Origin of the sequence: Microbacterium sp. JZ37 (assembly GCF_035188445.1) — a bacterium.
GTDB classification, from domain to species: Bacteria; Actinomycetota; Actinomycetes; order Actinomycetales; family Microbacteriaceae; genus Microbacterium; species Microbacterium barkeri.
In genome coordinates, this window is sequence record NZ_CP045253.1 from 2,502,476 (window position 1) to 2,521,317 (window position 18,842).

At 74.1% G+C, this 18,842-nt stretch carries 13 protein-coding genes, 1 tRNA gene and 1 pseudogene; 6 read left to right on the forward strand and 9 right to left on the reverse strand.

Features of this window, described 5'->3' with window-relative positions:
• Positions 1 to 2: 2 nt before the first annotated feature.
• From GC092_RS11570 to argS, 4 genes are all read right to left on the reverse strand, one after another.
• On the reverse strand, positions 3 to 1,307 hold the full coding sequence (locus tag GC092_RS11570) for a homoserine dehydrogenase (protein WP_271172242.1): 1,305 nt from the start codon (positions 1,305 to 1,307) through the stop codon (positions 3 to 5).
• Complete coding sequence (lysA, locus tag GC092_RS11575) at positions 1,304 to 2,734, reverse strand: diaminopimelate decarboxylase (RefSeq protein WP_324012046.1); 1,431 nt, start codon at positions 2,732 to 2,734, stop codon at positions 1,304 to 1,306. Before lysA ends, GC092_RS11570 begins: the two co-directional genes overlap by 4 nt.
• A gap of 119 nt (positions 2,735 to 2,853) precedes the next feature.
• The gene (locus tag GC092_RS11580) at positions 2,854 to 3,624 is read right to left on the reverse strand and encodes an LmeA family phospholipid-binding protein (protein ID WP_324012048.1); all 771 of its coding nucleotides are present in this window, start codon (positions 3,622 to 3,624) and stop codon (positions 2,854 to 2,856) included.
• 1 nt (position 3,625) lies between these two features.
• The gene (gene argS, locus GC092_RS11585; RefSeq protein ID WP_271172245.1) at positions 3,626 to 5,293 is read right to left on the reverse strand and encodes an arginine--tRNA ligase; all 1,668 of its coding nucleotides are present in this window, start codon (positions 5,291 to 5,293) and stop codon (positions 3,626 to 3,628) included.
• Positions 5,294 to 5,353: 60 nt separating this feature from the next.
• Between argS and GC092_RS11590 the strand changes: the two genes are divergently transcribed.
• The 3 genes and pseudogenes from GC092_RS11590 to hrpB all read left to right on the forward strand — a co-directional run bounded on the left by GC092_RS11590 (position 5,354) and on the right by hrpB (position 8,934).
• Entirely contained in the window at positions 5,354 to 6,202 is an 849-nt protein-coding gene (locus tag GC092_RS11590; RefSeq protein WP_324012051.1) for an SGNH/GDSL hydrolase family protein, read from the forward strand.
• A gap of 16 nt (positions 6,203 to 6,218) precedes the next feature.
• A tRNA-Arg gene (locus tag GC092_RS11595) sits at positions 6,219 to 6,291 on the forward strand.
• A 70-nt stretch (positions 6,292 to 6,361) separates the two neighbouring features.
• Positions 6,362 to 8,934 (forward strand): annotated as a pseudogene (gene hrpB, locus GC092_RS11600) (ATP-dependent helicase HrpB).
• Between the two features lie 61 nt (positions 8,935 to 8,995).
• On the opposite strand, the gene GC092_RS11605 reads toward hrpB, so the two are convergent.
• From GC092_RS11605 to GC092_RS11625, 5 genes are all read right to left on the reverse strand, one after another.
• Positions 8,996 to 11,089: a RecQ family ATP-dependent DNA helicase gene (locus GC092_RS11605; RefSeq protein ID WP_324012052.1), complete on the reverse strand. Its 2,094-nt coding sequence runs from the start codon at positions 11,087 to 11,089 to the stop codon at positions 8,996 to 8,998.
• Positions 11,090 to 11,288: 199 nt separating this feature from the next.
• A complete protein-coding gene (locus GC092_RS11610; RefSeq protein ID WP_324012054.1) occupies positions 11,289 to 12,404 on the reverse strand; it encodes an FAD-dependent oxidoreductase in 1,116 nt (371 codons plus the stop codon).
• A gap of 10 nt (positions 12,405 to 12,414) precedes the next feature.
• Entirely contained in the window at positions 12,415 to 13,299 is an 885-nt protein-coding gene (locus GC092_RS11615) for a CPBP family intramembrane glutamic endopeptidase (protein ID WP_324012056.1), read from the reverse strand.
• Positions 13,300 to 13,308: 9 nt separating this feature from the next.
• Complete coding sequence (gene trmB, locus GC092_RS11620; protein ID WP_324012058.1) at positions 13,309 to 14,034, reverse strand: tRNA (guanosine(46)-N7)-methyltransferase TrmB; 726 nt, start codon at positions 14,032 to 14,034, stop codon at positions 13,309 to 13,311.
• Between the two features lie 54 nt (positions 14,035 to 14,088).
• Positions 14,089 to 14,922 (reverse strand): DUF3097 domain-containing protein, encoded by an 834-nt coding sequence (locus GC092_RS11625; RefSeq protein WP_324012060.1) that lies wholly within the window; start codon positions 14,920 to 14,922, stop codon positions 14,089 to 14,091.
• A 173-nt stretch (positions 14,923 to 15,095) separates the two neighbouring features.
• Here GC092_RS11625 and GC092_RS11630 point away from each other — a divergent pair, with 173 nt between their 5' ends.
• The 3 genes from GC092_RS11630 to GC092_RS11640 all read left to right on the forward strand — a co-directional run bounded on the left by GC092_RS11630 (position 15,096) and on the right by GC092_RS11640 (position 18,840).
• On the forward strand, positions 15,096 to 17,126 hold the full coding sequence (locus GC092_RS11630) for a TPM domain-containing protein (RefSeq protein ID WP_324012062.1): 2,031 nt from the start codon (positions 15,096 to 15,098) through the stop codon (positions 17,124 to 17,126).
• Between the two features lie 62 nt (positions 17,127 to 17,188).
• Entirely contained in the window at positions 17,189 to 17,926 is a 738-nt protein-coding gene (locus tag GC092_RS11635) for a PspA/IM30 family protein (protein ID WP_271172264.1), read from the forward strand.
• Positions 17,927 to 18,021: 95 nt separating this feature from the next.
• Positions 18,022 to 18,840: an arginase family protein gene (locus GC092_RS11640; protein WP_324012063.1), complete on the forward strand. Its 819-nt coding sequence runs from the start codon at positions 18,022 to 18,024 to the stop codon at positions 18,838 to 18,840.
• Positions 18,841 to 18,842 lie beyond the last annotated feature (2 nt).

Here is an 18,842-nt window from a genome sequence, read left to right on the forward strand (position 1 = left end):
GGTCATTCTCCTTCCACGCGCAGCACCGAGGCCACGCGCTCGACGACATCGCTCTGAGCGAGGCGGGCGACGGTGTCGCTGAGCGCCTGCTCCCGAGCCCTGTGGGTTCCGATCACGATGCGGGCGGTGCCCTCGTCATCGACGGTCTGCTCGACGGTCGCCGCGGAGACGCCGCCGTCGTTGAGGATGCCCGCGATCGTCGCGAGCACGCCCTGCTCGTCCGACACCTCGAGGGTGATCTGGTAGCGCGTCGTGATGCGCCCGATCTCGGCGGTCGGCAGGCTCTGGCGCGCCGACTCCCCCACGCCCACGCCGCCGGCGATGTGGCGGCGGGCGGCCGAGACGACGTCGCCGAGCACGGCCGACGCGGTCTGCACGCCGCCCGCTCCCGCGCCGTAGAACATGAGGGGGCCCGCCGCCTCCGCCTCGACGAACACGGCGTTGTTGCCGCCGTGCACCGTCGCGAGGGGATGGTCGCGGCTGATGAGCGCGGGATACACGCGCACCGAGATCGACTCGTCCTCCCCGTCGGCGCCGGGCAGGCGCTCGCACACGGCGAGGAGCTTGATGACGAAGCCCGCGCGGCGCGCGCCCTCGATCATGTCGGCCGTGATCGACTCGATGCCCTCGCGGTGCACGTGCTCCATCGCGACCTCGGTGTGGAACGCGAGGCTCGCGAGGATGGCCGCCTTCTGGGCCGCGTCGTATCCCTCGAGGTCGAGGGTCGGGTCGGCCTCGAGGTAGCCGAGGTCCGTCGCGATGCGCTGCGCCTCCTCGGCGGAGAGCCCCTCGCGGTCCATCTTGTCGAGGATGAAGTTCGTCGAGCCGTTGACGATGCCGAAGATGCGGACGATCCGGTCGCCTGCGAGCGAGTCCTTCAGGGGGCGGATGATCGGGATCGCGCCCGCGACGGCGGCCTCGTACGAGACGGACGCGCCGACCTGGTCGGCCGCGTCGAAGATCTCGGCGCCGTGAGCGGCGAGGAGGGCCTTGTTGCCCGTCACGACGTCGGCGCCCGAGTTCAGGGCGGTGAGGATGTGGGTGCGGGCGGGCTCGATGCCGCCCATGAGCTCGATGACGATGTCGGCGCCGACGATGAGGTTCTCGGCGTCGGTCGTGAGCAGCTCGCGCGGGAGCTCGACGTCGCGAGGGGCGTCGAGGTCGCGGACGAGGATGCCCGAGAGCTCGAGGCTCGCGCCGCTGCGCTCGGCGAGGTCGTCGCCGTGCTCGAGAAGCAGGCGCGCGACCTGCGAGCCGACGGAACCGGCGCCCAGCAGGGCGACCCTCAGCGTGCGGTGGTCGATCATCCTTCTCCCTCTCCGGCCGCGAGGCCGGTCTCGGTGTCGAGCCCGGCGTCGCGGGCGAGCAGATCGTCGATCGTCTCGCCGCGCACGATCACGCGGGCGCTCCCCCCGCGGACCGCCACGACGGGCGGCCGCGGGACGTGGTTGTAGTTGCTCGCGAGCGGCACGGTGTACGCGCCCGTCGCGGGGACCGCGAGCAGGTCGCCGGGCGTGACGTCTCCCGGAAGGTACTCGTGGTCGACGACGATGTCGCCCGACTCGCAGTGCATGCCGACGACGCGCACGAGCGCGGGAGCGTCCATCCCCTCGCGCGATGCGAGCCGCGCCGAGTACTGCGCGCCGTACAGGGCGCCGCGCGCGTTGTCGCTCATGCCGCCGTCGACGCTCACGTAGACGCGGTCGCGCTCTCCGTCGGGCGTCTGCACGCGGACAGGCTTCACGGTGCCGACCTCGTAGAGCGTGACGCCCGCGGTGCCGATGATGCTGCGGCCCGGCTCGAAGGCGAGGGTCGGCAGCGGGATGCCGCGCGCGTCGCACTCGTCCGCGACGGCCCCGACGATGCCCTCCGCGAGCTCCTCGATGGGCGAGGGATCGTCGGCTCGCGTGTAGGCGATCCCGAAGCCCCCGCCGAGGTTGAGCAGCGGGATGTCGCCGCCCGCGAGGAGGCGCTCGTGCAGCTCGACGAGCCGCGAGGCCGACTCGCGGAAGCCGGCGACGCCGAAGATCTGCGAGCCGATGTGGCAGTGGAGGCCGGCGAAGCGCACGTGCGGCAGCTCGCGGATGCGGGCCACCGCCTCCTCGGCCGCGCTGAGCGGGAACCCGAACTTCTGGTCCTCGTGCGCCGTCGCGAGGAAGCTGTGCGTCTCGGCGTGCACACCGCTGTTGACGCGCACGAGCACGCTCTGCGTGACGTCGAGGCGCTCCGTGATCGCCGCGAGGCGCTCGATCTCGATGAGCGAGTCCACGATGATCGTGCCGACGCCGGCGGTGACGGCGCGCTCGAGCTCCCAGACCTGCTTGTTGTTGCCGTGGAAGCCGATGTGCGAGGGCGCCACGCCGGCGGCGAGGGCGACCGCGAGCTCGCCGCCCGAGCAGACGTCGATCCGCAGGCCCGCGTCGACCATCCACCGCGCGATCTCGGCGCTCAGGAACGCCTTGCCGGCGTAGTAGACGCGCGCGTCGCCGCCGCGGCGAGCCGCAGCGGACGCGAACGCCTCGCGCGTGCGCACGGCGCGCGAGCGCGCCTCGTCCTCGTCGATCACGACGACCGGGGTCCCGAACTCGCGCGCGAGCGCCGTGGCGGGCACCCCGCCGATGACGAGCACCCCGTTCGCGTCGCGCGACGCCGATGCCGGCCAGACACCGGGCGCGAGGTCGTTCGGGTCAGCGGGAGACGTGAGCCATTCGGGCGCGAGGGCGGACGAGGACACGGGGCACCAATCAGTGGATGGGGTTCGCCGCGGCGCGGGATGGTCACGTCGCCGCGGTGACTGAGAGTCTATGGCACGCCGCGCGCGACCCGTGCCGCGGGACGACGCACGACGACGCATCAGCCGCAGCTCGCCGCGGCGAGGGCGTCGGCGTCAGAGAGGACGCCGTCGGCGCACGCGAGGCGGACGACGAGATGCTCGTCGACGATGTCGGCCGCGGTCACCTCGAGGCCGTCGGGGAGCGCATCGGCGCGGCACAGCGTGAACGGCCGCGCGAGGGCGCTGAGGTCGACCGGCGCCTGCGTGAGCGTGTCCGCGGTCAGCTCGAGGTCGCCGATCGAGATCGCCTCGGGGGTGAGCACGACGTCGCCGTCCGACACGCTCGGCACGGCGGTGAACGACAGCGGGATGTCCGCGCCCAGCAGGCTCACGTGCGTCGACAGGCGCGCGGCGGGCCCGGGGAGCTGCACGGCGACATCCCCCCACGTCGCCCAGCTGCCGCCGACCGCGGCGAGCAGCGCGTCGACATCCGCCGCGTCCATCCGGATGGCGGCGGTGCCGCCGAGCGCGCTCAGGTCGTCTCCCCGCACAGGCACCCCGTGCGCGCGCACCGCGACGTCGCCGGACAGCCCGCCGACCGCGACGTCGTCGCTCGCGACGGCGAGGTCGTCGAGCCGGCCCGCGATGAGCTGCGGGATGACGAGCCCGCCGACCCCGACCTCGATGGGCTGGTCGGCCGGCAGCGCGAGCTCCGACACGATCACGTCGCGCACCTGCTGCTTCACGAGCTCGCGCGCGACCGCCTCGCCGACGAGGAACGCCGCGACCGCGACGGCGACGATCACGCCGACGGCGACGAGCGCCCTCAGCGGACGACGGCGGCGCGCCACGTCACATCCGCTCGGGCGCGCTCACACCGAGGAGGTCGAGCCCGTTGCGGAGCACCTGGCCGGTCGCATCGTTGAGCCACAGGCGCGTGCCGTGCACGGGCTCGACGGGCTCGTCGCCCTTGGGCGTGACGCGGCAGCTGTCGTACCAGCGGTGGTACAGGCCGGCGAGCTCCTCGAGGTAGCGCGCGATGCGGTGCGGCTCGCGCAGCTCGGCGGCGAACGCCACGACGCGGGGGAACTCCTGGAGGGCGCCGAGCAGCGCGCTCTCGGTCTCGTGGTCGAGCAGCTCGGGCGCGAACGTCGAGCGGTCGACTCCCGCGTCCACGGCGTTGCGCGCGACGTTCACCGTGCGCGCGTGCGCGTACTGCACGTAGAAGACCGGGTTGTCGTTCGTGCGCCTGCGCAGCTGCTCGGGGTCGAGCGCGAGCGGCGAGTCGGCGGGGTACCGCGCGAGCGAGTACCGCAGCGCGTCCGTGCCGATCCACGAGATGAGGTCGTCCATCTCGATGATGTTGCCCGCGCGCTTGGACAGGCGCGCCCCGTTCACCGAGACGAGCTGCCCGATGAGCACCTCGATGTCCTTCTGGGGGTCGTCGCCCGCCGCGCCCGCGAGGGCCTTGAGACGGTGGACGTAGCCGTGGTGGTCGGCGCCCAGCAGGTAGATCTTGTGCTGATAGCCGCGGTCGGACTTCGAGAGGTAGTACGCCGCGTCTGCCGCGAAGTACGTGTAGATCTCGCTGTCGGAGCGGCGGACGACGCGGTCCTTGTCGTCGCCGAACGCGGTCGTGCGCACCCAGACGGCACCGCCGTCCTCGAACACGTGTCCCTGCTCGGCCAGGCGGTCGATGGCCTGGTCGATCGCGCTGGCGCCCTCGGCGCCCTTCTCGTGCAGCGTGCGCTCGCTGAAGAAGACGTCGAAGTGCACGTTGAACGTCTCGAGGGACTGCTTGATCTCCTCGAGCTGGCGCGCATAGCCGAGCTCGCGGGCGACGGCGAGCTGCGCGTCGTCGTCGAGCTCGAGCAGATCGGGGCGCTGCTCGAGGACGTGAGCAGCGAGATCGGCGATGTACTGGCCCGGGTAGCCGCCCTCCGGCGTCGGCTCCCCCTTGGCCGCCGCGAGCACGCTCGCGCCGAACTTGTCCATCTGCGCGCCCGCGTCGTTGATGTAGTACTCGCTGACGAGGTCGGCGCCGCTCGCCTTGAGCACGCGCGCGATCGAGTCGCCGAGCGCGGCCCAGCGCGTGTGGCCGATGTGGAGCGGGCCCGTGGGGTTCGCGCTCACGAACTCGAGGTTGATCGTGTTGCCGACCTGCGTCTCGTTGCGCCCGTATGCCGCGCCCGCGTCGACGATCGTCTTCGCGAGGGCCCCAGCCGCGGCGGCGTCGAGGCGGATGTTGATGAAGCCGGGGCCCGCGACCTCGACCGACGCGATGCCGTCGACCGAGCCGAGGGCGTCGGCGATCTCCTGCGCGAGCTCGCGCGGGTTCGCACCGAGGCGCTTGGCGAGCTTCATGGCGATGTTCGTGGCCCAGTCGCCGTGATCGCGGTTCTTCGGGCGCTCGAAGACGACGTCGGCGGCGGCCAGGTCGAGGGACTCCTCGGGGCGGCGACGCTCGGCGATCGGAGAGAGGACGGCGAGCAGGGCGGCGGCGAGGGAATCCGGGTTCATAGCGTCACAAGTTTATGACGACGCACGGTGTGGCCACGCCGAGTGCTTATCCTCGTTCGCATGACCGCGGCGCACCCGACCCGCCGGCCCGTCGTGCTCGCCGCGGCGATCGGCTTCCTCCTGCTCGCCGCCGCCCTCGTGCTCGGGGTCTGGCGGCCCTGGGCGCCGCTTCCCGTGCCCGACGCGGCGGGCGCGTCCGATCGCGAGGCGGCTTCCGCCGAGAGCACCGCGACGATCGCGCTGCCCGACGACCCGACGGTGCTCGTCTTCGGCGATTCGTGGACCTACGGCTCGGCGGCGACGACCCCGACGGGCGGGTACGCGTACCGCTTCGGGGAGCTCGAGGGCTGGGAGACCGTCGTCGACGGCGTGCGGGGCAGCGGGTACCTCAAGCCGGGGATCGACGGCCCGGCCTTCGGCGAGCGCATCGCCGCGCTCGATCCCGCGCTCGATCCGGATCTCGTCATCGTCCAGGGCTCGATCAACGACCGCCGACAGGACCTGTCCCGCTACGCGGGCGCGGTGAATGCGGCATGGGACGCGCTCGCGGAGCTCTACCCCGACGCCGCGATCGTCATCCTCGGCCCCGCACCGCACATCCTTCCGGTCGAGGACACGACGGCGGAGCTCGACCGCAGGCTCTCGGCGCTCGCGACGGACCGCGGATGGCCGTACATCTCGCCCGTGCAGGACGAGTGGATCACGGCCGCCGACTACCTGCGGCTCATCGACACGTCGGAGCGCGGCGCGCGGCACCCCTCCGACGCCGGACACGCCCATCTCGCGGAGCGCCTCGTCGCGGCCATCGCGGAGATCACGGCCCCCGTGCAGGTCGAGGCCGCGGAGAACCAGCCCGAGCCGGCGCTCCCGGCGGCGCCCGACGTGTACGAGACACCCTCGCCGCGCTGATAAGCTCGATCAGCACGCCTCCGTAGCTCAGGGGATAGAGCGCCGGTTTCCGGTACCGAAGGTCGGGGGTTCGAATCCCTCCGGGGGCACCCGGTGCGAAGGCCCCGCTCGTCTGCGAGCGGGGCCTTCGCCGTTCCCGCCCCCTGAGAGAATCGGACGATGGCCGACCCGCACCGCTTCGACCTCGCCGCGCTCGGCGCGGGGCTCACGGTGTCGACGGCGCGCGACGCGCTGCTTTCGGCCGCCCGGCACGGCGCGTTCGTCGTGACGGCGCCGCCCGGAACGGGCAAGACCACGTTCGTGCCACCGCTGCTCGCGAACGCGGTCGAGGGCCGCGTGCTCGTGACGCAGCCGCGCAGGGTCGCCGTGCGCGCGGCCGCCCGCCGCATCGCGCAGCTGGACGGGGCGGAGCTCGGCGGCCCGGTCGGCTTCAGCGTCCGCGGCGAGCGCGAGGTCGGCCCGCGCACGCGCATCGAGCTCCTCACCCCCGGCGTGCTGCTGCGCCGACTGCTCGCCGATCCCGGTCTCGACGGCGTCGACGCGGTCATCCTCGACGAGGTGCACGAGCGCTCGCTCGACGGCGACCTCCTCCTCGGGATGCTCGCCGAGGCACGCGCGCTCCGCGACGACCTCGTCGTGACGGCCATGTCGGCGACCCTCGATGCAGACGCCGTCGCCCGCCTGCTCGGCGGCGCCGATCATCCCGCGCCCGTCGTCGACGTGCCGTCGCCCCTCCATCCGCTCGCGATCGAGTACGCGCCGGGAGATGCACCGCGCCTCGACGAGCGCGGCGTCACGCGCGCGCACCTCGCGCACCTCGCCCGCGTCGCGACGTCCGCACAGCGCGAGGACGGCTGCGATGCCCTCGTCTTCGTGCCCTCGGCGCGCGATGTCGACGAGCTCGTGCGGCTCATCCGCGACCGCGCAGCGGACATCGAGGTCCTCCCCCTGCACGGCCGGCTGCCCGCCCGCGAGCAGGATCGCGCCACGCAGGGGCGCCGCACCGGGGAGCCGCCCCGCATCGTCGTGAGCACGGCGCTCGCCGAGAGCTCGCTCACGGTGCCCGGTGTGCGGCTCGTCGTCGACGCGGGCCTCTCGCGCGAGGTGCGCCGAGACCGCGGCCGCGACATGACCGGCCTCGTGACGGTCAGCGCGTCGCGAGCGAGCGCGGACCAGCGAGCCGGGCGCGCGGCACGGCAGGGCCCGGCCGAGCGGTGCGCGCCTACGCGGAGGTCGACTTCGCGCGGATGCCGGCCGCCGCCGCACCGGAGATCGCCTCGGCCGACCTCGTCGACGCCCTGCTCCTCGCGGGAGCGTGGGGCACGCCGGGCGGCGAGGGCCTCGCCCTCCTCACCCCTCCCCCGCGCGCCGCGGTCGCTCAGGCGCTCTCCGTGCTGCACGCGCTCGAGCTGACCGACGCGAGCGGACGGCCGACGGATCTCGGGCGCCGCATCGCACCGCTTCCCGTCGGCGCTCGCGAGGCGCGGGCCCTCCTCGAGGGCGCCGCGATGCTCGGCGATGCGCGCGCGGCCGCCGAGGTCGTCGCGGCGATCTCCGACGACCACCGCGATGCCGACGCCGACCTCGGGCGGATGCTCCGCGAGCTCAGGGATGGCCGCGGCCCGGGCGCCGCGCGCTGGCGGCGCGAGACGACCCGGCTCGCCCGGATCGCGGCATCCGACGCGGCGCCCCGCGGGTCCGATTCCGGGCTATCCGCGCCGGGCGGGTCCGATTCCGGGCTATCCGCGCCGGGAGCCGTCGTCGCCCTCGCGCGGCCCGACTGGATCGCCCGGCGCACGGGCCCGCACGACCGGACGTACCTCCTCGCGAGCGGCACGCGCGCCGCGCTTCCCGCGGGCAGTGCGCTGAGCGCGTCGGAGTGGCTCGCGGTCTGGGAGGTCCAGCGCGCAGAGGGCCGCGCTGCCGAGGGCACCGGCGCCGTCATCCGGACGGCCGCCGCGCTCGCCGAGGAGGACGCGCTCGCGATCGGGGCGGGGCTCACAAGCGACGAACGCGCCGCACGCATCGAGGGCGGTCGCGTGCGCGTCCGCCGCACCCGCCGGCTCGGCGCCATCCTGCTCGCCGAGACGCCCGTCGCGGCGACCCCCGAGGACGTCGGCCCCGCCTTCGCCGCGCACGTCCGCGAGAGAGGCCTCGACGCGCTCGCGTGGCGTCCCGAGGCGCTCGCCCTGCGCGCGCGCCTCGCGCTCGTGCACCGGGAGATCGGCCGCCCGTGGCCCGAGGTCGACGACGCCTCCCTGCTCGCGCGCATCGACGACTGGCTGGGGCCCGACCTCTCCCGCCTGCGCGCCGACGTGTCTCTGCACGGGATCGACGTCGAGGCGGCGCTGCGGCGCCTGCTCCCCTGGCCGGAGGCCGCGCGCCTCGACGAGCTCGTGCCGGAGCGGCTCGCCGTGCCGTCCGGGTCCCGCGTGCGCATCGACTACGCGGGCGATGTGGATGCACGTCCCGTCGTCGCCGTGAAGCTGCAGGAGGTCTTCGGCCTCGCGCAGACGCCGAGCCTGGTCGACGGGCGCGTGCCCGTGCTCTTCCACCTGCTCTCCCCCGCGCGGCGTCCTCTCGCCGTGACCGACGACCTCGCGTCCTTCTGGAACGGCCCGTACCAGCAGGTGCGCAGGGAGATGCGCGGGCGCTACCCGCGCCATCCGTGGCCGGAGGATCCGTGGACGGCGCCCGCGACCGCGAAGACGAACCGCGCGGCCGGGCGCTGAGCCCGCTGTCGGCGCCGTGAGCCGGCTCGCGGCGCCGGGCGCGGAGTCTGCTCGGCGCCGCTCAGCTCCGGAGAGCGAGGGCGAACGGCAGGACGGCCGTGGCGCCGGCCCTGCGGAGCTCGCGCGCGGCGAGCGTGAGCGTCCACCGGCTGTCGGCGAGGTCGTCGACGAGCAGGATCGGCCCCGCCGGCACCGCGAGCGGGGACGCGTCGAGGCGACCGTGCAGGTCGGCGACGCGGAACGCGCTGTTGCCGCCGGGGCGGCCGACCGGCGCGGCGGGATCGAGGGCCAGCTCGCCGAGGTACTGCAGGCGCCCGACCCGTGCGAGCCCCTGCGCGGTCGAGGCGACGAGCTGCGGGTGGGAGCGCGAGGGCACGGAGGCGACGGCGACGGGGCGCTCGTCCCAGCCCCAGTCGGCGAGCACGCGCACGCAGGCATCGAGCAGGCGCGGGGGCACGGGCCGGTCGGGCGCGCCCGCGGCGAAGAGCTCGCGCAGGGCACCGCCCCAGCCGAGATCGGTCAGGCGGGCGAGCGCGCGGCCCTCGGCCGCCTGCTCCTCGGCCGGGATGCGGCCCTTGAGCGGCACGCCGAGCCGATCGAGACCGGATGGCCACTGGCGCCGCGGCTCGATCGGCACGCCGACGCGGTCGAGGGCGGAGGCGGCGGACGCCGAGACGCCCTGACCGATCTCGGCGGAGAGCCACGGTCCCGCGCAGTTGTCGCAGCGCCCGCACGGTGCCGCGGTGTCGTCGTCGAGACGGCGCTGCAGGAACTCCATGCGGCACGCGGTGGTCGTCTCGTACTCGAGCATGTGCTCCTGCTCGATGCGGCGCTCGGCGGCGATGCGGCTGTACCGCTCGGCGTCGTACGTCCAGGGGATGCCGGTCGCGGCCCATCCGCCCTTCTCGCGCCGCACCGCGCCGTCGACGTCGAGCACCTTGAGGAGCAGCTCGAGGGGCGTGCGCCGGATGTCGACGACCGCCTCGAGCGCAGCCGTCGACAGCGGACGATCGGCCGCTCCGAGGGCCGACAGCACGCGCTCGGCGCGCTCCTGGTCGGGCATCGACGCGGTCGCGAAGTAGTGCCAGATGTCGCGGTCCTCGGGGCCCGGAAGCAGCACGACATCCGCGGACGCCGTCGCGCGGCCCGCACGGCCGACCTGCTGGTAGTACGCCACGGGCGACGAAGGGGCACCCAGATGGAGCACGAAGCCGAGGTCGGGCTTGTCGAAGCCCATGCCGAGCGCACTCGTCGCGACGAGCGCCTTGACCTCGTTGCGCTTGAGCATCGCCTCCGACTCCGCGCGCTCGTCGGCGTCGCTCTGCCCGGTGTACGCGCGCACGGCGTGGCCGTGATCGCGCAGGAGCCGGGCGGTGTCGTTCGCGGCGGCGACCGTGAGCGTGTAGATGATGCCCGACCCCGGCAGCTCATCGAGGTGGCTGAGCAGCCACGCGAGGCGCGCCGTCGCGTCGGGGAGCCGCAGCACGCCGAGGCGCAGAGACGCGCGTGCGAGCGGGCCGCGGATGGTCGTCACGCCCTCCGCACCCAGCTGCTCGACGACGTCGGCGACCACGCGGCTGTTCGCGGTGGCCGTCGTCGCGAGCACAGGGACGGACGGCGGCATCTGCGCGATGAGGTCGCGCAGGCGCCGGTAGTCGGGGCGGAAGTCGTGACCCCAGTCGCTGATGCAGTGGGCCTCGTCGACGACGAGCATGCCGATCCGCCGCACGAGGGCGGGCAGCTGCTCGTCGCGGAACGTCGGGTTGTTGAGCCGCTCAGGAGACACAAGCAGCACGTCGACCTCGTCGGCGTCGAGCTGCGCGAGGACGTCGGTCCACTCGTGCGCGTTCGTCGAGTTGATCGCCACGGCGCGGACGCCGGCCCGCTGCGCGGCCGCGATCTGGTCGCGCATGAGGGCGATGAGGGGCGACACGAGCACCGTCGGCCCGGCTCCCGCGTCTCGGAGCAGCCTCGTCGCCACGAAGTACACCGCCGACTTGCCCCACCCGGTCCGCTGCACGACGAGCGCGCGGCGGCGTCCGCCCACGAGCGCCTCGATCGCCTCGAACTGCCCCTCGTGGAAGTCGGCGTCGTCCCGCCCCACGAGCTTCCGGAGGGCCGCGAGCGCGGAGGTCCGCAGGGTGTCGTCGCTCATGCACCCAGCCTCGCACGGGCATCCGACAGCCGGCCTGGTCCTCCCGCGCCGACCCGGCAGGTCAGACGCCCCGCATGTCTCACCGGTCCCGCATGTCTCACCACGCGCGGCTCACCGGCACCCATACCCACCCGCACCGAGACACGCACACGAGGACACCCCCACCCACCCCGCTCACGTCGCGGGATCGGGGCGCGGATCACCGTCGCAGGGCGAAGAACGGATCCGGATGGCCCGCGCCGGTCGCGAGGGAGGCCAGGTGCTCGCCGAGCGCGGGGGCGAACTTGAACCCGTGCCCCGCGAAGCCCGCGGCGACGATGATCGGCCCCGCCGCGTCGAGGATGAAGTCCTCGCCCGTGCGCGACGTGTACGTGCAGCTGATCGGCTCCAGCCGATCGGGGTCCGCGCCGGGCATCCACTCGCGCACGTACGCGCGCAGGGCGGCGACGACGTGCTCCTCGGGCGCGAACGTGCGCGTCGCGGGTGTGACCTCGGGGCCCGCGCCGTGCCATCCGACCTTGAGGCCCTCGCCGGGCGAGACGAGCCCGTAGATCGGCCCGAGCCATCCGAACCCGGACGGCTCGGCGAAGTGGTTGAAGCTCGGCCAGCCCGCGCCGTCGTCGCCCGCGGCGAGCGCGAAGTGGGCGGGATGCTCCTCCGTGACCCGCAGGCGCGGCAGGTCGACGACGCCCGCGAGCAGCTCCGACGACCACGCGCCCGCTGCGACGACCGCACGGCGCGCGCGGACGACGAGATCGCCGGCGCGCACCTCGGCCATCCCGTCGCCGAGGACGCGGACGCCGTCGACGCGCACGCCGTGTCGGATGTCTCCGCCGAAGCGCGCAGCGAGCGCGTGGAGCGCGCGGACGGCGCGCTCGGCCCAGATCCGCCCGCCGTCCGGCAGGAAGAGCGCGTCGCTCGCGAACCGCATCCCCGGCCAGCGGCGCGCGGCCTCGCCCGCGGGAACCGTCTCCACGGCGAACCCGGCGCGCGGCGCGTTCTCGCGCAGGCGCTCGGCATCCGGAACGGGCCCGCGGTTCACGATGCCGGTCTGCTCGAGGATGGTCTCGCCCGACTCCGCCTCGAGCTCGCGCCAGAGGGGCAGCGCACGCGTGAGCAGCCGCAGGTACGCGGGCTCCGCGTACGACGGGTTGAAGTTGCGGGTCGACGCGTGCGAGGCGCCGAGCGCGTGGGCGGGCTCGTGCGCCTCGAGCAGCACGACCTCGCGCCCTTCGCGGGCGAGCGCCCACGCGGTCGCGGCGCCGACGACGCCGCCTCCGACGACGACGGTCTCGACGTCCATCCGGTCGGTCATGCGGGTCTCCTCACACCAGGAAGAACGGGACGGCGCCGGGGTTGTGCGCGTGCACGAGCACGAGGAACACGACGGCGTCGAAGAGCAAGTGCACGGTCACGACGTAGGCCAGCGAGTGCGTGCGCAGGAAGATCCACCCCTGCAGCAGCGCGAACGGGATCGTCAGCACGGGACCCCACGCGCGGTAGCCGAGCTCCCACAGGAACGACACGAACACGATCGCCTGGAGCACGTTGGCGACCGTCGTCGGGAAGTGCCGCAGCAGCAGCGCGAACACCGTGCACACGAAGAAGAGCTCGTCCCAGATGCCCACGGCGCCCACGCCCACGAAGAGCCGCGCGATGAGGTCGGCGGTGTCGACGACCGGCCAGTTGCGGTACACGCCCGACGTGATGAAGTAGAACGGCAGGATCAGCCAGCCGAGCGCGAGCACCGCGACGAGCCACCCCCACTGCAGGCGCGTCCAGCGCCGGCCCGTCCGCCACGGGAACGCGATCGCGCGGTCGCGGTAGACGAACCGCGAGACCGCGTACGGCACGGCGACCGCGCCGCCGAGCGCGACCGTGAAGCGGATCATCGCGGCGTCGTCGAGCTCCGCCGCGAGCGGGATGGCGCTCACGATGAGCAGCCCGACCGCGATGAGCGACAGATCCCGCGCGAGGGAGGGCTCGGATGGCGACGGCGCGGATGGCCCGGGCACGGATGGTCCGGAGGGCGCGGGCGCCCACGGCACGACGCCGCGCGACCGGTCCGCCGCGATCGCGAGGGCGATGCCGGCCGCGAGCAGCAGCCATCCGAGCCACGGCACGAGCAGCACGAAGAACGCCGGAGCCGCGAGGCACGTGAGCAGCGCGGCGGCGAGCGGGAGCGGCGCGACGGCGCGCGCACCGGGCATGGCCACCCGTCAGCTCCGCGCGACGCGGCGGTAGACGAGATCGCGGATCTCGCGCCCCTTCTCGATGCCCTTGCGCTCGAAGGCCGTCATCACCCGTCCATCGAAGCGATCGGCCCAGTCCCCGTCGAACGCGCGCTCGAACTCGGGCGCAATGTCGAGCACCTCGCGCATCTGCAGGGCGTAGTCCTCCCAGTCCGTCGCGAGGCGCAGGAGGCCGCCGTCGCGCAGGGCGCGGCCCGCCGTGGCGCCGAACCCGGGGCGGATCATCCGGCGCTTCGTGTGCCGCTTCTTGTGCCACGGGTCGGAGAAGAAGATCCAGACCTCGTCGGCGCCGCCCTCCGGCAGGAGCGTCTCGAGCACCTCGGGCGCGTTCGCCTCGATGAGACGGAGGTTGCGCACGCCGGCGGCGTCGGCGTCGAGCATCGTCCGCGCGAGCCCCGCGCGGAACACCTCGACGGCGAGGAAGTCGACGTCGGGCCGGGTCGACGCGGCGTGCACGATCGCGTGCCCCTGCCCCGACCCGATCTCGACGATGAGCGGCGCCACGCGGCCGTACTCCTCCGCGGGGACGAACCGCGCGTCGGGGTGGACCGATGTCGACGCGATCGCCCGCGGCACGTCGAAGAAGTACGTCGGCGCGAGCTCGGCCCACGCGCGCTCCTGCGCCTCCGACATGCGCCCGCTGCGGCGGACGAACGAGACGGGATGGTCGCGGAAGGTGCGGGGCTCGGGCATGCCTCCAGGGTACTTTCCGCCGCCGTGCCCTCCCCGTGGGTCAGGCGCCGCGGGTCACGGGGCCGTGACGAAGTCGATGAGCTCCTCGACCCTGCCGAGCAGCTCGGGCTCGAGGTCGCGGTACGTCGTCACGCGCGAGAGGATGCGCTGCCACGCGAGGCCGAGGTCCTCCTTGGTCTCGGCGGGCCAGCCGAGGCCGCGGCAGATGCCGGTCTTCCAGTCGGTGCCGCGCGGCACGACGGGCCAGCGCGCGATGCCGACCGCCTGCGGCTTGACGCACTGCCACACGTCGACGAACGGATGGCCGACGATGCGCACGTGCGCACCGTGGCGCCCGCGCGCGATCTGCTCGGCGATGCGCGACTCCTTGGACCCCGGGACGAGGTGGTCGACGAGCACGCCGTAGCGGCGCTTCGCCGATGGCGGCTCCTCCTCGAGGAGCTCGTGCAGGAGGTCGATGCCCTGGAGGAACTCGACCGCCACGCCCTCGACGCGCAGATCGGCGCCCCAGACCTTCTCCACGAGCTCGGCGTCGTGCTTCCCCTCCACGAGGATGCGACTCGGCAGCGCGACCCGCGCCCGCTGATCCTCGACCGCGAACGATCCGGATGCCGTGCGGCGGCGGCCCTGCGGTGCCGCCTTCCGCGGGACGAGGGCGACCGGCTCGCCGTCGATGAGGAAGCCCGCGCCCAGCGGGAAGACGCGCGTGCGCCCCTTCCAGTCCTCGAGCTCGACGCTGCCGTTCTCGACGCGCGTGATCGCGCCGCAGTATCCGTCTCCCGCGACCTCGACGACGAGGTCGAGCTCCGCGGGGACCGGCTTCGACGTCTTCCTGCCCTTCTCGCGCCATCCCGCCGCGAGCACGTCGGTGCCGTATCTGTCGTCCATGAGGGTCCTCCCGCCCTCCATCCCACCACGGGCCGCCGACCCGTCGCGGAGCGGCGCGCGCTCGACGCGGTCGATGAATCTCCTGTGCGCGGCGGCCTCGTCTTCCGCCGCATGCCGCCGCGTGCATAGGATCGGTCTCGCGGGCCCATGGCGCCCGCGGAGGGGAAGTCGCCATGCGGGCAAGGTGGACCGTGGCGCTGTGCGCCGGCCTGACGCTGTTCCTCGGGGGCGCCCCGATGGCGGCCTCGGCGGAGAGCCCGGTCGAGCTCGGCGACGCGTACGTCTACGACGGCTCGGATGTGCTGAGCCCGAGCGAGGAGCGCGCCGCCGACGAGCGCCTCGCTCAGCTCGCGGCCGACACCGACGTCTCGCTCTGGGTCGTCTACGTCGACGACTTCGAGAACCCCTCCGACGCCATCGAGTGGGCGGATCGCACCGCAGACCTCAACGGGCTCGGCAGCACGCAGTACCTCCTCGCGATCGCGACCGAGGGCCGCCAGCTCTACATCTCCTCCGCCGCGGACGGCCCCGTGAGCGAGGACCGTCTCGCGGCGATCGAGCAGGACCTCTTCGACGCCCTGGTGGACGACGACTGGGCGAGCGCGGTCGACGTCGCCGCCGACGGGTTCGAGGGCGGCGGACAGGGCGGCGCCAGCGCATGGCCGTGGATCATCGGCCTCGTCGTGATCGCGGGCATCGTGATCGTCGTCGTGCTGCTCTCGCGCAAGCGCAGCCCCGCGGAGAGGGCAGGAGCCGGTGACGCGCCCGCCGAGCCCGAGGTCCCGACCGCCGAGCTGCAGCGCCGGGCGGCATCCGCCCTCATCGCGACCGACGACGCCATCCGCTCGAGCGAGCAGGAGCTCGGGTTCGCGGTCGCGCAGTTCGGCGAGGAGGCGACCGCCGAGTTCCGCACCGCGCTGTCGGATGCGCGCGCGTCGCTCGCGCGCGCGTTCGAGCTCAAGCAGCGGCTCGACGACGCCACGGAGGACACCGAGGCCGACGTGCGCACGTGGAACACCGAGATCGTCGCCCTCTGCGAGCAGGCGGCGGCGTCGCTCGAGGAGAAGGCACAGGGATTCGCGCAGCTGCGCCAGCTCGAGCAGAACGCGCCGGAGGCGCTCACGCAGGTGCAGGAGAAGCGCGCGCAGGCGGCGTCCGTGTCCGACGAGGCGCGCCGCGCGCTCGAGGCGCTGGGCGCCCGGTACGCGCCCGAGGCGCTCACGACCGTGGCCGACAACCCCGAGCAGGCTCAGGCACGGCTGGCGTTCGCCGACGAGCAGCTCGCCGTCGCGCAGCGCGCGATCGGCTCGGGCGAGGGCGGCGAGGCCGCCGTCGCCATCCGCGATGCCGAGCAGGCGATCGCCCAGGCGCGGCGCCTCGGCACCGCGATCGACGAGCTCGGCGCGGCGCTCGCTGAGGGCGAGAAGCAGGCGGCCGATCTCATCCTCGAGCTCGAGGGCGACGTCGCCGCGGCCCGGCAGCTGCCCGATGAGGACGGGGCCGTCGCGGCCGCCGTCGCGCGCACCGAGCAGCAGGTGCAGACCGCGAAGCAGAACCTCGCCGGCGCCGGGCGCCGCCCGCTCGCGATGCTCGAGGCCCTCCAGAAGGCCGACGAGGAGATCGACCGCGCCCTCGCCGGCGGTCGCGACGCGGTCGAGCGGCGACGGCGGTCCGAGCAGATGCTCGAGCAGACCATCCTCCAGGCGCGCAGCCAGGTCTCGGCGGCCGAGGAGTACGTGTCGGCGCGGCGCGGCGGAGTGGGCTCGGACGCCCGCACGCGGCTCGCGCAGGCCGGCGCCGAACTCGCGCGCGCGGAGGGCCTGCGTCAGAGCGACCCCGCGGCCGCGCTCGGCCACGCGCAGTCCGCGCTCCGTCTCGCGAACGACGCGATCTCCCTCACGCAGAGCGACCTCAGCATGTTCGAGTCGTCGTACCGCTCGCAGGGCCGCTCCTCGGGCGGGGACGACTTCCTCGGCGGGCTCCTGGGCGGCCTCATCGGCAGCTCCCTCGGCGGCGGGCGCTCCTCGAGCTCCGGATGGGGCGGCGGCCTCCTCGGCGGAGGCGGGGGCGGGCTCTTCGGCGGCGGAGGCGGCTCGTCGCGCTCCGGGCGCCGCGGAGGCGGGTCGTTCGGCGGAGGACGATCCGGCCGCCGAAGCTTCGGCGGAGGCGGCCGCTCGGGCCGCCGCGGAGGTGGTCGCTTCTGATCCGCCCCTCCCTGCCCTGAGACAGCCATCCGCTCCTGACCCCAACCGAAAGGGAAACACCGATGACCAAGCAGTCGATCTTCGGACGCATCTCGACCCTCATCCGGGCGAACATCAACGCCCTCATCGACGAGGCCGAGGACCCCCAGAAGATGCTCGACCAGCTCGTCCGCGACTACACGAACAACATCGCCGACGCCGAGGCCGCCATCGCCGAGACGATCGGGAACCTGCGCCTGCTCGAGCGCGACACCGCAGAGGACCGCCAGACCGCGGCCGAGTGGGGCAACAAGGCGCTCGCCGCGAGCCGCAAGGCCGACGAGCTGCGCGCATCGGGCAACACCGCCGACGCCGACAAGTTCGACAACCTCGCGAAGGTCGCCCTGCAGCGTCAGATCTCGACCGAGAACGAGATCAAGGCCGTCGAGCCGCAGCTGCAGCAGCAGACCGAGGTCGTGAACAAGCTCAAGGACGGGCTCAACGGCATGAAGGTCAAGCTCGAGCAGCTCAAGGGCAAGCGCGCCGAGCTCCTCGCGCGCGCCAAGACGGCCGAGGCGCAGAACAAGGTGCACGACGCCGTCAAGTCGATCGACGTGCTCGACCCGACGAGCGAGCTCGGCCGCTTCGAGGACAAGGTCCGCCGCCAGGAGGCCCTCGCCGCGGGCAAGGCGGAGATCGCCGCATCGAGCCTCGACGCGCAGTTCGAGTCGCTCGAGGACGTGGGCGAGCTGACCGAGGTCGAAGCGCGCCTCGCGGCGCTCAAGACCGGCGGCCAGCCGCAGGGCCAGCTCGGCGCCTGACCGCCTTCCGACGCCGCCCTCTCCCCGGGGAGGGCGGCGTCGTCGTGTCCGCGGGCGCACTCGCGCGCGCCCTCCGGCGGGGGCAGGATGGGAGGATGGCACGATTCCTCGTGGTCCCGCAGTGGCAGGGCTCCCCCTCGTCGAGGGCGATGGCGCTCATCGACGGCGCCGAGGCCATCGCCGGCGACCTGCCCCGCTCCGCGTGCACCGGCATCGACGTCCCGCTCGAGGCGGGCGACACCCTGGGCACCGGGGTCCTCAGAGCGAGCGCCCTCCAGCGCGTGCGCGACGGCATCGGCGCCGCGCTCGACGAGCACGACGATGAGCCGGTCATCGTCGTCGGCGGCGACTGCGGCGTCGCGGTGCCCGCGATCGGCCGCGTCGCGGCCGACGACCTCGCGGTCGTGTGGCTCGACGCGCACGCCGACCTGCACGAGCCGTCCTCGTCTCCGTCCGGCGCGTTCTCGGGGATGTCGCTGCGCGGCGTGCTGGGCGGCGGCGAGCCCACGCTCGCGCTCCCCCGCGGCGCCGTGACGCCCGACCGCGTCGTCCTCGCGGGCGCCCGGATCCTCGAGGACGAGGAGGCCGACTTCCTGGAGACGAGCGCGATCCGCCGCGTGCCCGCCGCGGATTTCACCCCCGACGCCCTCGCCGAGGCCGCGACCGCCACGGGCGCGGCGCGCGTCTACGTGCACATCGATCTCGACGTCCTCGACCCCGCGCACATGTCGGGGGTCACGGCCCCCACGCCGTTCGGCCTCGAGCCCTCGCAGGTGGTCGCGGCGATCGCGGCTCTGCGCTCGGCGCTGCCGCTCGCGGGTGCATCGGTCGCGGGCTTCGCGCCGTCGTCGCCCGCTGCCGCCGTCGACGACATGGGCACGATCCTGCGCCTCATCGGCGCCCTCGCGCGCTGAGC